The organism is Pseudogemmobacter lacusdianii, assembly GCF_030848395.1.
Lineage (GTDB): Bacteria > Pseudomonadota > Alphaproteobacteria > Rhodobacterales > Rhodobacteraceae > Pseudogemmobacter > Pseudogemmobacter lacusdianii.
The window spans coordinates 198471-214045 of sequence record NZ_JAVDBT010000003.1; the positions used below are offsets into that span (position 1 = coordinate 198471).

General features: G+C 62.0%; 12 protein-coding genes. 5 read left to right on the forward strand and 7 right to left on the reverse strand.

What is annotated here, in order from left to right:
• Window positions 1-98: 98 nt before the first annotated feature.
• Entirely contained in the window at window positions 99-761 is a 663-nt protein-coding gene (locus Q9295_RS04185; protein WP_306679249.1) for an alpha/beta hydrolase, read from the reverse strand.
• Window positions 758-1387 (reverse strand): DNA-3-methyladenine glycosylase family protein, encoded by a 630-nt coding sequence (locus Q9295_RS04190; RefSeq protein WP_306679250.1) that lies wholly within the window; start codon window positions 1385-1387, stop codon window positions 758-760. Before Q9295_RS04190 ends, Q9295_RS04185 begins: the two co-directional genes overlap by 4 nt.
• A gap of 46 nt (window positions 1388-1433) precedes the next feature.
• Between Q9295_RS04190 and Q9295_RS04195 the strand changes: the two genes are divergently transcribed.
• Window positions 1434-2636, forward strand: coding sequence for an MFS transporter (locus Q9295_RS04195; RefSeq protein ID WP_306679350.1), 1203 nt, complete (start codon window positions 1434-1436; stop codon window positions 2634-2636).
• A gap of 7 nt (window positions 2637-2643) precedes the next feature.
• On the opposite strand, the gene Q9295_RS04200 is transcribed toward Q9295_RS04195, so the two are convergent.
• From Q9295_RS04200 to cysS, 3 genes are all read right to left on the reverse strand, one after another.
• Window positions 2644-3393 (reverse strand): phytoene/squalene synthase family protein, encoded by a 750-nt coding sequence (locus tag Q9295_RS04200; protein ID WP_306679251.1) that lies wholly within the window; start codon window positions 3391-3393, stop codon window positions 2644-2646.
• Window positions 3394-3456: 63 nt separating this feature from the next.
• Window positions 3457-5085, reverse strand: coding sequence for a citramalate synthase (gene cimA / locus Q9295_RS04205; RefSeq protein ID WP_306679252.1), 1629 nt, complete (start codon window positions 5083-5085; stop codon window positions 3457-3459).
• A gap of 95 nt (window positions 5086-5180) precedes the next feature.
• A complete protein-coding gene (gene cysS / locus Q9295_RS04210; RefSeq protein ID WP_306679253.1) occupies window positions 5181-6623 on the reverse strand; it encodes a cysteine--tRNA ligase in 1443 nt (480 codons plus the stop codon).
• A 207-nt stretch (window positions 6624-6830) separates the two neighbouring features.
• Here cysS and Q9295_RS04215 point away from each other — a divergent pair, with 207 nt between their 5' ends.
• Window positions 6831-7181, forward strand: a complete 351-nt coding sequence (locus tag Q9295_RS04215) for an MmcQ/YjbR family DNA-binding protein (RefSeq protein WP_306679254.1) — start codon at window positions 6831-6833, stop codon at window positions 7179-7181.
• 59 nt (window positions 7182-7240) lie between these two features.
• Window positions 7241-8626, forward strand: coding sequence for a pyridoxal phosphate-dependent decarboxylase family protein (locus Q9295_RS04220; RefSeq protein WP_306679255.1), 1386 nt, complete (start codon window positions 7241-7243; stop codon window positions 8624-8626).
• A 161-nt stretch (window positions 8627-8787) separates the two neighbouring features.
• On the opposite strand, the gene Q9295_RS04225 is transcribed toward Q9295_RS04220, so the two are convergent.
• Together Q9295_RS04225 and Q9295_RS04230 are read right to left on the reverse strand one after the other, a co-directional pair.
• Window positions 8788-9387 carry an outer membrane protein gene (locus tag Q9295_RS04225; protein ID WP_306679256.1) on the reverse strand — a complete coding sequence of 200 codons (600 nt, stop codon included), beginning with the start codon at window positions 9385-9387 and terminating at the stop codon, window positions 8788-8790.
• 184 nt (window positions 9388-9571) lie between these two features.
• Complete coding sequence (locus tag Q9295_RS04230; protein ID WP_306679257.1) at window positions 9572-11383, reverse strand: ABC-F family ATP-binding cassette domain-containing protein; 1812 nt, start codon at window positions 11381-11383, stop codon at window positions 9572-9574.
• Between the two features lie 335 nt (window positions 11384-11718).
• Between Q9295_RS04230 and Q9295_RS04235 the strand changes: the two genes are divergently transcribed.
• Window positions 11719-13770 carry an ASKHA domain-containing protein gene (locus Q9295_RS04235; protein WP_306679258.1) on the forward strand — a complete coding sequence of 684 codons (2052 nt, stop codon included), beginning with the start codon at window positions 11719-11721 and terminating at the stop codon, window positions 13768-13770.
• 142 nt (window positions 13771-13912) lie between these two features.
• Entirely contained in the window at window positions 13913-15568 is a 1656-nt protein-coding gene (locus tag Q9295_RS04240; protein WP_306679259.1) for a vWA domain-containing protein, read from the forward strand.
• Window positions 15569-15575: the final 7 nt, after the last annotated feature.

The following is a 15575-nucleotide window of genomic DNA, read 5'->3' on the forward strand; positions in this document are numbered from 1 at the left end:
TGCGCGCGTCATGCGCAAAGCCATACCAAAGCCATATGTAATACAGCTGCAAAACATACCCTGATTTCACTGCGAAATCAGGGTGTTCTGGTCGCCCTTCAGGCTTGCGGCAGGCGCTCTTTCAAAAACTGCAAAGCCACGCCCAAACCATCCGGCGCGATGCCATGGCCGGTGCCTTGCATCACATGGCCAAAGGTCTCGAACCCGGCCCCCACCAGCGCATTTGCGGCCAGCTGCATCGATTGGAACGGCACCACATCATCGCGGTCGCCATGCACCAGCAGCACCGGAGGCTTCACCTTGGCCTCCGCCTCCAACCGCTCCGGCGCCATCAACCGGCCCGAGATGGCCACCACGCCAGCAATCGCCCGATCGCGCCGAGGGGCGACATGCATCGACATCATCGCCCCTTGGCTAAAGCCCAAAAGCGCCAAGGCACTGCCCTCAAGCCCTTCCGCGGCAAGGGTTTTATCAATGAAGGCGTTGAGATCCGCCACCGCCGCCTCAAGCCCTGCGGCCTGCTCAGCCTCCGTGGAGCCATCGATCCACGGGATCGGGAACCACTGCCGACCGTAAGGCGCGCCCCGGCAAGGTTCGGGCGCATCGGGGGCGTAAAACGCCACGCCCGGGAGTTGCGGCCCCATCGCATCGGCCAGATCCAGAAGATCCGCCCCATCGGCGCCATAGCCATGCAGGAAGATCACCACGGCCCGCGCCTCACCCAAAGCCGCGCCGCGCCGGCCCGATTGCAACTCTCTCATCCCGAAATCCCTTCTCTGCCCTTCATCGCCCGGTAATAGGCCCAGAGCGCCCGCGCCGCAATCGACCGCCAAGGGCTCCAAGCCTCTGACATTGCGCGCAATTCCTTTTCCTTGGGCCGCAGGTCCAGCCCAAACAGCCCCCGCGCCGCCTCTTGCAGCGCCAGATCGCCGGGCGCGAAAACATCCGCGCGCCCCAGCGAGAACATTGCATAAATCTCCGCCGTCCAAAGCCCGATCCCCGGCAAAGCCACCAGCCGGTCAATGACCTGCCGGTCCGGCGCCGCCGCCAACCCGGCATAATCCAGCCGCGCCTGCGCCAAGGCCGAGGCATAGCGCGCCTTTTGTCGGCTTAGGCCCGCCGCCCGCAAATCCTCATCCGAAGCCTGCGCCACCGCAGTTTCTTCCATCAAACCAGCGGCTTGCATCCGCGCCTTGATCGCCGCGGCCGAGGCCAAAGACACCTGTTGGCCGATGATCGCATCCAGCAAAGCGCCAAATCCCTCCGGCCAGCGCCGCAAAGGCAAAGGCCCCAAAGCCAAGGCCGGGGCAAAGCGAGGCTCGGCCTTCACCAGCCAATCCGCCCCCTCTTCCAGATCCGCCGGCGTCAAAATGATCCGCCCGACCATCGCCTTCCCCTTGCCAGCTTGCACCGAAGAGCCTACCCCTTCAGCCATGTCAGACGCCATCGCCAAACGCAACGTTGCCGTCCTCGTCGCCGCTCAGGCGATCATCGGAGCGCAGCTTCCCATCATCTTCACCATCGGCGGCTTGGCCGGGTCGACCCTGGCCCCCAACGCCTGTTGGGCGACGCTGCCGATCAGCTGCACGGTCATCGGCTCGATGCTTTCGGCCACCCCGCTCTCGGCTTTCATGCAGCGCTTTGGCCGCGCTTGGGGCTTTACCCTTGGCGCCGCCGGAGGTGCCATCGGGGCGGCTTTGGGTGCCTTGGCGCTTTACAATGCCAGCTTCGTGCTCTTTTGCATCGCCGCCCTCTTCACCGGCATCTATATGAGCGCGCAAGGCTTTTTCCGCTTCGCCGCCGCCGATACCGCGTCTGAGGCTTTCCGCCCCAAGGCGATCAGCTGGGTGATGGCAGGAGGGCTCTTCTCGGCCGTGATCGGCCCGCAGATCGTCAAGCTGACCAGCGATGCGATGGTGGTGCCCTTCCTTGGCACCTATCTTGCGGTGGTGGGGCTGAACCTCCTCGGCGTGGTACTTTTCTTCTTCCTGCGCATCCCGAAACCCCAAGCCCAAGCCGCCGGAGCCCCCAAAGGCCGCACCATTGGCGCGCTTTTGCGCAACCCGACCATCGTCGTCGCCATGATCTGCGCCACCGTCTCTTACGCGCTGATGAACCTTGTGATGACCTCCTCACCGCTGGCCGTGGTCGGCTGCGGTTTCGCGGTCTCGGACGCCTCCAACATCGTCACCGCCCATGTGCTGGCGATGTATGCGCCCAGCTTCTTCACCGGCCATTTGATCGCCCGTTTCGGGGCCGAACGGATCATCGCCCTTGGCCTGATGATCTTGGCCGGAGCCGGTGCCGTGGCCATCTCCGGGGTGGAGCTCACGCATTTCTTCGGCGCGCTTATCCTTTTGGGATTGGGCTGGAATTTCGGCTTCATCGGCGCCACGACGCTGCTGACCTCGGCGCAGCGCCCCGAAGAGCGCGGCCGCTTGCAAGGCGTCAATGACTTCGTGGTCTTTGGCGGCGTGACGATGGCCAGCTTCTCATCGGGCGGGCTGATGAATTGCTCGGGCGGCTCGGTCGAGGCGGGCTGGCAGGCCGTCAATATGGCGATGCTGCCCTTCTTGGTGCTGGCCGGCGGCGCGCTGATCTGGCTATGGCTGAAGCCGCGCGAACATCGGGTTTAAGCTTTCTTTACCAACGCCCGCTAAAAGCCTGCCACAACAGTCGGCCGCGTTTGGAAAATTCCGAAAGCTCGGCCGGCTCGCCCGCTGCAAGGCGCTGCAAAATGCCTTCCGCTTGCCATCCTGCCAGCAAAGCCGGACGCGCCACTTTCGGCACCGAGCCTCTTGCCGCGCGCGCTGCGCCAAGCCAATCCAGCCCCAACCGCGCCAGTGAGGCCACATTTTGCTTATCTGGCAAAGGCTTACGCCCCCGCGAGAGCAATTCCGGCACCGCACGCAGGAAATTCGCCATCCCCGCCGCGCGCCCATAATTGCGCACCGCAGCCTCCGCCCCCGCAGGCGCGCCAAGCGCCAAGGCCGAGGCCCAACTGAGGCCGCCAGTGGTGTCCTCCAGATAGGCCTCAAGCGCCGCCAGATCGTCAAAAGGCTCGCGCCAGCAATCCCAGCGCCGCGCCGCAACCATGCCGTCGAGCAGCTTGCGCGGCAGCCCCACCTCGCGGATCAGCGCATGCAAAGGCTCGGCCACCTCATGCGCGCGCGCAGCACCTGCGGCCGTGTTTTCAATGACATCGCGCCACCATTGCAGCCGCATCTCAGCGACCAGCGGCTCTTTCGCGGCCCAAGGCGCACGGGCCACCTCAAGGTTGAAGGCGTAAAGCGGCAAAAGCCGCGCCCGCGCAGCAGGCGGGGCGGCCATAATGGCCAGATGGCGCTCGGGGTCGCCACGCTGGAGAAGGTCTGCACAGGCATCAAGGCTCATGCCGGGCGAGATAGCGCAGCGCGACCGGAAGGGAAAGCCCCGGCCCCGCTGCGGCCTGTGATCTTAGAGCGTGGCGACAGTGGTCCCGGCATCGCGGATCAGCTTCCATTGCAGCGCGTCAAGCAAAGCCTCAAAGCTTGCATCCACGATATTGGGCGAGACCCCCACCGTCGACCAGCGCCGGCCTTGCCCATCCTCGCTATCAATGATGACGCGGGTCACGGCATCGACCCCGCCTTGGGTAATCCGCACTTTAAAATCAACGAGTTTCATGTCGTCGATCAGCGCCTGCCAAGGCCCTAGATCTTTGACCAAGGCCTTATAAAGCGCGTTCACTGGGCCACGATCCGAGGCCGCCTCATCCATCGAATCCGAGACCGACATGACCTTTTGCCCGCCGATGCGGACCACGACCACGGCCTCGGAAAGGCTGATCATCTGGTCATATTTGTTCTTACGCCGCTCGACTGTGACCCGGTAGCGCTTGACCTCAAAGAACTCCGGGCAAAGCCCCAATTCGCGCCGAGCGAGCAGCTCGAAACTGGCCTGCGCGCCGTCATATGCATAGCCTTGATCCTCGCGCGCCTTGATCACCTCAAGGATATGCGCCAGCCGCGGATCCTTGGGATCAACCTCAACCCCAGCCGAAGCCAGCCGCGCCCGCAGGTTCGACTGCCCGGCCTGATTGCTCATCGGGATCTGGCGTTCGTTGCCAACCAAAGAAGGTTCGATATGTTCGTAAGTGGTTGGATCCTTTAGGATCGCGCTGGCATGGAGCCCCGCCTTATGGGCAAAGGCCGAGGCCCCCACATAAGGTGCGGCGCGCGAAGGCACCCGGTTCAGGATATCATCCAGCATCCGGCTGGTCTTCAGGATGCCTTGCAAAGCCGCGCGCGAGACGCCGGTGTCAAACTGGCTGGCATAGGGCTCTTTGAGGAGCAGAGTCGGGATCAAAGTGATCAGATTGGCATTGCCGCACCGCTCACCCAAGCCGTTGAGCGTGCCTTGGATCTGTCGACAACCGGCCTCGACCGCAGCCAAGGAATTGGCCACCGCATTGCCGGTGTCATCATGGCAATGAATGCCGAGATGGTCGCCGGGGATGCCCGCCGCAATGACCTCACGCACGATGCGGCCCACCTCAGACGGCAGACTGCCGCCATTGGTGTCGCAAAGCACGATCCAACGCGCGCCCTCGTCCAAAGCGGCGCGCAGGCAAGAGAGCGCGTAAGCCGGATCGGCTTTGTAGCCGTCGAAGAAATGCTCGGCATCAAAGAGCGCCTCGCGGCCTTTGGTCTTTAGGTGGCGGAAGGTCGCGGCAATCGCCTCGCGGTTTTCTTCCAGCGTGACGCCAAGCGCGGTGGTGACATGGAATGGATGCGTCTTGCCGACGAGGCAGACCGTGGCGGTGCCGGCATCGAGCACGGCCGCCAGCACATCATCATTCTCGGCCGAGCGGCCGACGCGTTTGGTCATGCCAAAGGCGGTCATCTTGGCGCGGGTCTTCGGCGCGGTGCGGAAGAAATCGCTGTCGGTCGGGTTCGCCCCCGGCCAGCCGCCCTCGATATAATCGACCCCGAGCGCGTCCAAAGCCTCGGCGATCTGCACCTTTTCCGAGGCAGAGAACTGCACGCCTTGGGTCTGTTGCCCATCGCGCAAAGTGGTGTCGAAGAGATATAGCCGCTCGCTCATCGCTTGCTCCAAGCCCAGTCGTGCACCCATTCCTTCAAAGGAATGGGCAAATTTTGTTCGAACAAAATTGCCCAGAGTTTTGGAAAACTCTGGTGTTACAGCAAGCCATCCAGTTTCGAGGAATTAAAATCGGGTCCGGGCACCAGTTCCACACCCGCTTTGGACATACGAACCTCGACGCCAGCGGCGATGAGGGCTGCCTTCATTGCATCCACCGGCGCGAAGTCTTTAGTGGCTATTGCTGCCTCGCGAAGGCCCGCCAAATGCGCAGAATAGGGTTGGAGTCTCTCGGCATTCTCTAGACTGGTTTGCAGAGCGCTCTCCCAGTCAGCGCCGAAGCCCAGAAAGGCCAAACTCGCGTAAAGCCGATCGTATTTCTGCTCATTGTAAAGCTGATGCAGCACTGCGATGGCTTGCGCGGTGTTCAAATCATCCGCTAAAGCCTCGACCACAGCGGAGTCCGGTTTGGCGAGATGCGGATCGGTGCCCCGCACAGCCTCGCGCCACTTCCGCAACGTCGCCTCGGCCTGACGCGCCTTTTCCGCCGTCCAATCCATCGGACTGCGGTAATGCGTCATCAGGAACACAAAGCGGATCACCTCGCCTTCGATACCTTTGCCCAACAAATCCCGCACGGTGAAGAAATTGCCCAAGGACTTGGACATTTTCTTGCCCTCAACCTGCAGCATCTCATTATGCATCCAGACCGATGCAAACCCGCTTTCCGGATGCGCGCAGCAGCTTTGCGCGATCTCATTCTCATGATGCGGGAATTGCAGATCCAAGCCGCCGCCGTGGATGTCAAAGCTCGTCCCCAACAGTTCATAAGACATCGCCGAGCATTCGATATGCCAGCCCGGACGCCCCCGGCCCCAAGGGCTGTCCCAGCCCGGCAGATCGGCATCCGAGGGCTTCCACAAAACGAAATCCATCGGGTCTTCTTTGAAAGGCGCCACCTCGACCCGGGCGCCGGCGATCATATCATCGACAGAACGGCCCGAAAGCGCGCCATATTCTTTGTAAGACCGCACCCGGAAGAGCACATGGCCCTCTTTGGCGTAAGCATGGCCCTTCTCGATCAGCTGCTCGATCATGGCGATCATCGCGCCGATATATTCGGTTGCGCGCGGCTCGGCCCGGCGCAGGCCCGCCTCCGAGCGGTCCTCGCGGATCGCGGGCCGCAAAGCGCCCAAAGCGTCCATATCGGCGTGATACCACGCGATGGTTTCCTCGGTCCGCTCGGCGATCAGCTCTTCCAGCGTCTCACCCCGGCCAAGCGCTTTGCGGCGCTGCGCCTCGGCGTTGATCTTGTCGTCAACGTCGGTGAAATTGCGCACATAGGTGACCTGTTCAGGCCCATAAACATGGCGCAACAGCCGGTACAGAGTGTCAAAGACGATCACCGGCCGCGCATTGCCCAGATGCGCCCGATCATAGACGGTCGGGCCGCAGACATACATCCGCACATCCGAAGGGTTCAGCGGCGCAAAGGCCTCCTTCTTGCGGGTCTTCGAATTCGTCAGCCGGATCGTCACCATCATCGGTCCCCGTAGGTCTTGGCAAATCCGTCACGCCAGATCCGCCCGCAGCCGTCCCGCGCGGGGTCCGCTTAGCATTCATTAGGAATGACGAAGCGCCCGCGCGACAAATGTCAGCGGGTAATGCAGCAGATGCAGATGTTGCGCAATCTCGTCATGGCTGCGACGATTACACTGCCCAGAGTTCGTCGCCAAGGATATATTCCGATGCAGGACCGCACATTCGTCAACCAAATCTGTGCCAGCCTACCCGGCGCCATGCTGAGCCACCCCTTTAGCCCGGCGCATGACTGCTGGAAGCTTGGCGAGAAGATGTTTGCCATCATCGGTGATACCGGCCATGCGGTCTCGGTGAAGACCGATCATGTCGAGACCGCGCAACTTTTGATCGAGACCGGGCGGGCGCAAAGAGCCGCTTATTTCCATGCCAGCTGGGTGCAGCTGCCCTTTGGCTTGCTCGAGGATGAAGAGCTGCGCGACAGGATCGCCGAGAGCTACCGGCTGATCCGCTCAGCCTTGCCGAAGAAGCTGCAAGCCGGGCTCGCCCCCTTGCCTTAAGCGCCACCCTTGATCTTGGTCCTGCCCTAGGGCTAGCTCGCCTTCAGGGAGGAAAACTTATGGATCACGAAGACTTGCGGCATTGGTCGAAGCGGGCGGCCGATTGGGCGGCCGATTATCATGCGGGCTTGCGCGACCGCCCCGTGCGCGCGCCTTTGGTGCCGGGGGCGGTGGCTGCCTCCCTGCCCACCCAGCCCCCCGAAGCACCCGAGCCCATTGCGCAGATCTTTGAGGATTTTGAGCGGATCGTGCCGCCGGGCATGACGCATTGGCAGCATCCGCGCTTCTTTGCCTACTTCCCCGCCAATGCCGCGCCTGCCTCGATCTTGGCTGAGCAATTGGTCAATGCGATGGCCTGTCAGGGGATGATCTGGCAGACCTCGCCCGCCGCGACCGAGGTTGAACAGGTGATGATCACCTGGCTGCGCGAGGCTTTGGGCCTGCCCGAAAGCTTCACCGGCACGTTGCACGATTCGGCCACCACGGCGACGCTTTCGGCCGTTCTGACCATGCGCGAGCAGGCTTTGGGCTTTGAGGGCATCTTGAAAGGCCTTTCCGGCCAGCCCCGTTTGCGGCTTTACGCCAGCGCCGAGACACATTCTTCGGTCGATAAGGCGGCGCAGCTTTCGGGCATCGGGCAGGAGAATTTGGTCAAAGTCGCCACCGATGACAGTCTGTCGATGTCGCCGCAGGCCTTGGAGGCGGCAATCAAGACCGACCTTGCCGCAGGCTATCGGCCCGCAGGTGTGGTGCTTTGCGCAGGCGGCACCAGCGTTGGGGCCTTTGACCGTATCAAAGACTGCATCGCAGTTGCGAAATCCCACGGGCTGCCGGTGCATGTGGATGCGGCATGGGCGGGCTCGGCAATGATCTGCCCTGAATATCGCGCACTTTGGGACGGCATTGAGGGCGCGGATTCGGTGATTTTCAACCCGCATAAATGGCTGGGCGCGCAGTTCGATTGCGCGGTGCAATTCCTGCGCGATCCCGGTCCGCAGGTCCGCACCCTTGGCCTACGCCCCAGCTATCTTGAGACCGCAGGCCGCGAAGAGATCGTCAATTTCAACGAATGGACCGTGCCCTTGGGCCGCCGCTTCCGGGCGCTGAAAATCTGGTTCCTCTTGCGCGCTTACGGGCTGGAAGGCTTACGCGCGCGCATCCGCAACCATGTGACTTGGGCCGAAGAGGCCTGCGAGGCTTTGCGCGCCCTGCCCGGCCTCTCTATCGTTACCGAGCCACGGCTGTCGCTGTTCACTTTTGCACTGAAAGACGACATAGCGACCGAAGCGCTTTTGCAGCGGATCAATGATGAGGGCCGGATTTACCTCACGCAAACCCGCCACAAGGGCCGCTTTGTCATCCGCGTGCAGGTGGGCCAGTTCGACTGTTCCCAAAGCGATGTGCAAGAGATTGCGCTGGCTGTCCAACGGCACTTAACGCCTTAAGCGCATGAAAAAAGCGAGGCACCAATGTGCCTCGCCGAGTACTTGTGAACACTAACGCGTCGCGGAGGAACTGGTTAAGAACAACTTGTTACTCCACACCGATCTCCAAGCGGCACGCCTCATGCTACAGGACGGGCGCAAGGCCCATCCTGCCGGCAAGATCAGAACTTGAAGCCGACACGCAGGGTTGCGGTGGTGGCGTCGAGATCGGTGCCAGCGCCGTCAACATCGTCAAACTGGTTCTTCAGCACTTCGCCACCAACGGTCCATTGGTCATTGACCGCATAGGTCAGACCAGCGCCGAGCGACCAGCCGTTCTCGGAGAAATCGGTGCCGGCGAGATTACCTTTGGCTTTCGCCGCACCAGCGGTTGCGTAGACAAGGGTCTGGCCCATGTCATAGCCGCCGATCAGTTTCAGGCGGGCGATGCTGTCGAGCGACGAGCCAGCGGCATCAAGATCAATATCGGTTTTGTCCCAGTCGGCTTCAACGCCAACCACGGCATTGCCCATGTCCCAGCGGTAACCGCCATGCACACCATAGGTGCCGCCATTGCCCTCAAGACCGGTGGTGTTCGAACCCGCATCGGCATAGCCAAGCTGGCCACCGACATAGGCGCCCGACCAATCAGCGCCATAAGCCACAACCGGAGCCGGGGCTACGACGATGACGGGCTCAGGCTCAACCAGAACTGGGCCACCCGCGAAAGCCGGGGCCGCGAATGCGGTGGAGGTCAGAAGGACTGCTGCAAGTTTTTTCATTGTCACTCTCCAAAAGGTCTGGACCGGCCAAACACACGGCCAGAGCAGATCGCCCCTAGGTGAGCGCCCCCGCCCTCAAAGGCAACCAGGCCTCACGGGCCTGTGAGAGGAGGTGAACAACCTCGGCCAAAACTGGCCGAGGTTCTCGGGGTGCAATCGGCTGAATTTGGCCGAAAATTACCGGTTAAGCCCGCTCGGCAAGCGTCAGCCATTCCTCTTCGGCCTTGGCCAAAAGCTCTTGACGCTGGGTCAGCCCCTCGCTGGCCTTGTGGAACTTCACCGGCTCTTTCTCAAAGAGGTCAGGCTGGGACAGGAATTCGGTCAACTTGGCCATTTCGGCCTGCAACCGCTCCATCTCGGCCGGCAGATCGTCAAAGCGCTTGCGCTCGGTGAAGGTCAGACCTGAGGCCTTGGCGGCCGGTGCTGCCGGGGCGGCTTCGGCCTTTGGCTTTGCCGCCGCGGGGGCAGCCTTGCGCGCCTCTTCCGGGGCTGGGCGTTGATCGACGTAATCCGACCAACCGCCCGGATAGACGGCCGTGCGGCCGTTGCCTTCCATCGCGATGGTTTGCGTCGCAATACGGTCGATGAAATCACGGTCGTGGCTGACCAAAAGCACCGTGCCGTCAAACTCGCCCAAGATGTCTTGCAACAGATCCAGCGTTTCCACGTCAAGATCGTTGGTCGGCTCGTCGAGCACCAAAAGGTTCGCAGGCTTGGCCATCAGTTTTGCCAGCAAAAGCCGCGCCTTCTCGCCGCCTGACAGGCTGCGCACGGCGGCCCGGGCCTGCGATTCGTCGAAAAGGAAGTCCTTGAGGTAAGCCACCACATGGCGCGGCTGGCCGCGCACCAAGACCTGATCCGATGCGCCCGAGACCTTCATCAAGGGATCCCCGGTCAGGTTCTCCCAAAGGCTGGCATTGGGGTCCAAAGCGGCGCGGCTTTGGTCAAAGACCGCCACTTCCAGATTGGTGCCGTGCTGAACCGTGCCCGCATCGGGAGCAATCTCGCCGGTCAGCATCTTCAAAAGCGTGGTCTTGCCAACGCCATTCGGGCCGACAAAGGCCACCCGGTCGCCGCGCATCACCCGGATGCCGAAATCCTTGGCAATCACCTTGCCATCATAGCTTTTGGCAAGCCCGGTCGCCTCGATCACCCTTTTGCCCGACTGGGCCGAGGTTTCCAGCTCCAAAGCCGCCGTGCCTTGACGGCGGATCTGCGCCGCGCGCCCCGCTTTCAGCTCTTGCAAGGCCCGCACCCGGCCCATGTTGCGCTTGCGCCGGGCCGAGATGCCTTCAACCGCCCATTTCGCCTCGGCCTTGATCTTGCGATCCAGCTTATGGCGGGCCTCATCCTCCTGCGCCCAAGTCTCTTCGCGCCATTCCTCAAAGCCGTCAAAGCCGCTTTCACGCCGCCGCACTTCGCCCCGGTCGATCCAGAGCGTGGCGCGGGTCAGCGCGCGCAGGAAAGCGCGGTCGTGGCTGATCAACACATAGGCCGCACGGGTGGTGCGCAGCTCTTCTTCCAGCCATTCAATGGCTTGAATATCAAGATGGTTGGTCGGCTCGTCCAAAAGCATCAACTCGGGCGCTTCGGCCAAGAGCTTGGCCAAGGCCGCCCTGCGCCGCTCACCGCCCGATGCGGTCGCCACCGGCGCATCGGGGTTGAACTTCAGCCCCTCGGCCACGACGGAAAGGCGGTAAGCCTCATCCTCAGGCAGGTTCGAGGCGGCGAAATCGCCCAAAGTCTCAAACCCCGACAGGTCGGGATCTTGCTCCATATAGCCCACGGTCACGCCTTGCGGCACGACACGGGTGCCGCGGTCGGCTTCGACCAGACCGGCCATCACCTTCATGAGCGTGGATTTGCCCGAGCCGTTGCGGCCGACAAGGGCCACCCGGTCACTGGGTTGGACATTCAGCGAAAGCCCGTCAAAAACGGGATTGCCGCCGAAGGTCAGCGAAATATCGGAGAGCTGTAAAAGAGGTGCGCGAGCCATGGCAGCGAGTTATGCGCGGAAACCCCCGGCGTCAATCTGTGACGAGAGGCCTTGGCCGCGCTTGGCACGCCGTCGACGGCACGCTAAGCGACGCAAGCAGGCGCGAAAATGACGTTTCCAAGCCTGCCTGTTCCCGGCGATGGATTAGAGAGGAGCAGACGAACCGGAGTCTCCATGTGCCAGCCGACCTTTACGGGCCGTTCAGCCAGAAGATCCCACCGCGCCAGCGCCGCTGGTTGCGGCTGTTGCGTTTTCCTTCGCCATAATCTCAAGGGACAAGCCTGACGCTTCCCCTTGCCTGACCACCCGCTTCGCCCTTGGGGCCGGAGAGACATATGACTGATGCCGTTGATGCACTTGTGATCTTCACTCCTTCGGGCAAAAGGGGCCGCTTTGCGCTTGGCACGCCAGTGCTGACGGCAGCACGCCAATTGGGGGTTGATCTCGACTCCGTCTGTGGCGGTCGTGGCATCTGCTCGAAATGCCAAATCACCCCCGGCTACGGTGAGTTCTCGAAGCATGGCGTCACGGTTGAGGCGGATGCCTTGTCCGAGTGGAACGCGGTCGAAGATCGCTACAAGCGCATCCGCGGGCTGATCGACGGGCGGCGCTTGGGCTGTCAGGCCAAGGTGATGGGCGATATCGTCATCGACGTGCCGCCGGAAAGCCAAGTGCATAAGCAGGTGATCCGCAAATCCGCCACCGATCGCCATATCGAAATGGATCCGGCCACCCGCAGCTATTATGTTGAGGTCGATGAGCCCGACATGCACGAGCCGACCGGCGATTTTGAGCGGCTTTTGCGCGCGCTGAAGGCGCAATGGAACATCGAAGGCGTTGAGACGGATTTGTCCGTGCTGCGGCGTCTCCAGCCGGTGCTGCGCAAAGGTGAGTGGAAGGCCACTGTGGTGCTGAACAAGGGCAACCATGATGCGCAGCATCGCTTGCTCGACATCCACCCCGGCTATCATGAAGCCCCGCTTTACGGTCTTGCGGTCGACCTTGGCTCCACCACCATCGCGGGCCATTTGTGCGATCTGGCCGATGGCAAGGTGCTGGCCTCTTCGGGGCTGATGAACCCGCAGATCCGCTTTGGCGAGGATCTGATGAGCCGGGTGTCTTATGCGATGATGAACCCCGGCGGCGATATCGAGATGACCAAGGCGGTGCGCGAGGCGCTGAACGCCTTGGCGCTGAGCATTGCGCAAGAAGCGGGCGTCGAGCCGGGTGCGATCTATGAGATGGTGATCGTCTGCAACCCGGTCATGCACCATCTTTTGATGGGGATTGACCCGGTGGAACTTGGCCAAGCACCCTTTGCATTGGCCACCAGTGGTGCGCTCAGCATGGACGCGCAAGAGCTGGATCTGGGCAATTTGAACCGCAAGGCGCGGGTCTATGTGCTGCCCTGCATCGCGGGCCATGTGGGGGCTGATGCCGCCGCTGTGGCGCTCTCGGAAGAGCCGCAGAAGTCCGATGACATGGTGCTGATCGTTGATGTCGGCACCAATGCCGAGATCCTTTTGGGCAATACGACCCGTGTGTTGGCCTGCTCCAGCCCCACCGGCCCCGCCTTTGAAGGCGCGCAAATCTCCTCGGGCCAGCGCGCGGCACCGGGCGCGATTGAGCGGATCGAGATTGATCCCGTCACCAAAGAGCCGCGCTTCCGGGTGATCGGCTCGGATCTGTGGTCGGATGATGCGGGCTTTGAGGCAGCCACCTCGGGCACCGGCATCACCGGCATCTGCGGCTCGGGCATCATCGAAGCCGTGGCCGAGATGCGGATGGCAGGTCTGATCGACCAAAGCGGTCTGATCGGCAGCCCCGATCAAACCGGCACGCCCCGGTCGGAACCCTTTGGCCGCACCTTCTCATATGTGCTGCATGATGCCACGGCGACGGGTGGGCCGAAAATCTCGGTCACCCAAGGCGATATCCGCGCGATCCAGTTGGCCAAGGCTGCGCTTTATGCAGGCTCGAAGCTCTTGATGGACACGATGGGCGTCGAGAAGGTCGATCGTGTGACCCTTGCCGGGGCCTTTGGCGCACATATCAGCCCCAAACATGCGATGGTCCTTGGCATGATCCCGGATGTGCCGCTGGATCACGTGCGCAGCGCGGGCAACGCGGCGGGCACCGGCGCGCGGATCGCGCTTTTGAACCGCGCCGCCCGCGATCAGATCGAAGGTCTGGTGCACAACATCCACAAGGTCGAAACCGCGATCGAGCCGAAATTCCAAGAGCATTTCGTCAATGCCTCGGCCATCCCCAATGCGGTGGAGCCCTTCCCCGAACTGGGGCAAGTCGTCACTTTGCCCGATGTCAGCTTTAACACCGGCGGCTCGGGCGAAGGCGAAGGTGGCGGCCGCCGCCGCCGCCGCGGCTGAGCGAAAATCAAAGGCCGGAGCCCCTGCTCCGGCCTTTTTTTCATGGCTTAGAAGCGCTTAGAACCCAAAGGTCAGAACGCTTGCCAGAGGCGCTGGGCTGGGACTAGGATTTCGACAGTTTTTATAAGTGTCGGAGATTTCAATGCGCCCCTTTCTAACGGCTTTGACCTTCATTTGCGGCCTCTCCACCCCTGCCCTTGGCGACGGCAAATCCATCATCGTTCTTGACGCCTCGGGCTCTATGTGGGGCCAGATCGAGGGCCGCGCCAAGCTTGAGATCGCGCGCGAGGCTTTGGGCCAAGTGCTCGCCTCGACCCCGGCCGACAGCGAGATTGGCCTTATGGCCTATGGCCACCGTTCCAAAGGCGATTGCGCTGATATTGAGCTGGTGGTCGCGCCCGGCAAGGGCACCGCTGGCGCGATCAGCTCTGCCGCCAATGCGATGAAATTCCTTGGCAAAACGCCGCTTTCCGACGCCGTCCGCAAAGCGGCCGAAGAGCTGCGTTACACCGAAGAGAAGGCCAATGTGATCCTAATCACCGATGGGATCGAGACCTGCAACGCCGATCCTTGTGCCCTTGGCCAAGAGCTTGAGGCCGCAGGCGTTGATTTCACCGCCCATGTGGTGGGCTTTGGTCTTTCGGCGGAAGAGGGCAAATCGGTGGCCTGCTTGGCCGAGAACACTGGCGGCAGCTATATTCAAGCCTCGGATGCCAGCTCACTGGTCGATGCGCTGAAAACCACCGTGGTCGAAGCCGCTCCCGCCCCCGAACCCGAGCCTGCGCCGGAACCGGTAAAGCCTGCGCTTAAACATAACGTGGACCCGATCCTGCGGCTGAAACCCGGTCAGGATGAGCCGAAATTCGTCATCGACGCCACCTTTGAGATCTTCCCCCTTTCCGATATGGGCCTATCGCAAAAGCCGATCCTGAAGCTTTATGCGACCGATAAAGGCAACCTTCCCCCCGGAAAATACCGCATCCGCGCCAAGTTGCACGAAGCCACAGCCGAGACGGAATTTGAAGCCACCGCAGATACTCTGGCCGAGCCCGAGTTGATCATGGACGCTGGCATCTTACGTCTGCGTGTGTTGGCCGTCGAAGGCGGTGATCCCGATAATGACGCCTTTTTCGAGATCACCGGCCCCGGAGAAGTGCGCGAAATCGGCTATGGTAAGAAAGATATGGTCCTGCCCGCGCAAGAATACGCCTTGGATATGAAGCTCGGTTCGGCAACCGCAAGCCAATCCGTGGTGGTCGAGGCTGGGCAAGATCTGATCCATGAGGTGGTGCTGGGCATTGGGGTCGGCGCGGTCCAGGTCACCTATGATGGCAGCCAGCCGGTGGATGATGGCGATCTGCGAATCTTCATCCTTGCCGCCAAGGCCGATATCGCCGGAAAACGTGCGCAGCTGGATTATAAATGGGGCAACAATCACGATTTCGACCTCCCCCCCGGCGACTATCTTCTGCGCGCCACCTTGGACGGCGCTGTGGCTGAGCAGCCCATCAGCATCGCCCTGGCCGAGCGCAATGAGGTCTCGATCAGCCTTAATGCCGGCGTCGCGGCGTTTCTGGGCACTGGGGGCAATGACAAGGTCACAGTGCTCTCGGCGACCAAGGACATCGCTGGCAACCGTACCGAGATTATCGGCGGTTGGGGCCCGGATTGGCAGGCGGTGCTGAGCGCGGGCGATTACATCGCCCATATCAAAGGCGACCGCGGTGAAAGTGAGACGCCCTTCACCGTGAAATCGGGGGAGCGGATCGAGCTAACCTTCGCCCCCGCCGCTCCCTGATCAAAAC

Excerpts from the sequence above, each read along its gene's own strand:
- Q9295_RS04225 (WP_306679256.1), bottom strand. The coding sequence starts at position 9,387 with ATGAAAAAACTTGCAGCAGTCCTTCTGACCTCCACCGCATTCGCGGCC.
- Q9295_RS04215 (WP_306679254.1), top strand. The coding sequence starts at position 6,831 with ATGCAGGACCGCACATTCGTCAACCAAATCTGTGCCAGCCTACCCGGC.
- Q9295_RS04220 (WP_306679255.1), top strand. The coding sequence starts at position 7,241 with ATGGATCACGAAGACTTGCGGCATTGGTCGAAGCGGGCGGCCGATTGG.
- Q9295_RS04200 (WP_306679251.1), bottom strand. The coding sequence starts at position 3,393 with ATGAGCCTTGATGCCTGTGCAGACCTTCTCCAGCGTGGCGACCCCGAG.
- cysS (WP_306679253.1), bottom strand. The coding sequence starts at position 6,623 with ATGGTGACGATCCGGCTGACGAATTCGAAGACCCGCAAGAAGGAGGCC.
- Q9295_RS04240 (WP_306679259.1), top strand. The coding sequence starts at position 13,913 with ATGCGCCCCTTTCTAACGGCTTTGACCTTCATTTGCGGCCTCTCCACC.
- Q9295_RS04230 (WP_306679257.1), bottom strand. The coding sequence starts at position 11,383 with ATGGCTCGCGCACCTCTTTTACAGCTCTCCGATATTTCGCTGACCTTC.
- Q9295_RS04195 (WP_306679350.1), top strand. The coding sequence starts at position 1,434 with ATGTCAGACGCCATCGCCAAACGCAACGTTGCCGTCCTCGTCGCCGCT.
- cimA (WP_306679252.1), bottom strand. The coding sequence starts at position 5,085 with ATGAGCGAGCGGCTATATCTCTTCGACACCACTTTGCGCGATGGGCAA.
- Q9295_RS04190 (WP_306679250.1), bottom strand. The coding sequence starts at position 1,387 with ATGGTCGGGCGGATCATTTTGACGCCGGCGGATCTGGAAGAGGGGGCG.
- Q9295_RS04235 (WP_306679258.1), top strand. The coding sequence starts at position 11,719 with ATGACTGATGCCGTTGATGCACTTGTGATCTTCACTCCTTCGGGCAAA.
- Q9295_RS04185 (WP_306679249.1), bottom strand. The coding sequence starts at position 761 with ATGAGAGAGTTGCAATCGGGCCGGCGCGGCGCGGCTTTGGGTGAGGCG.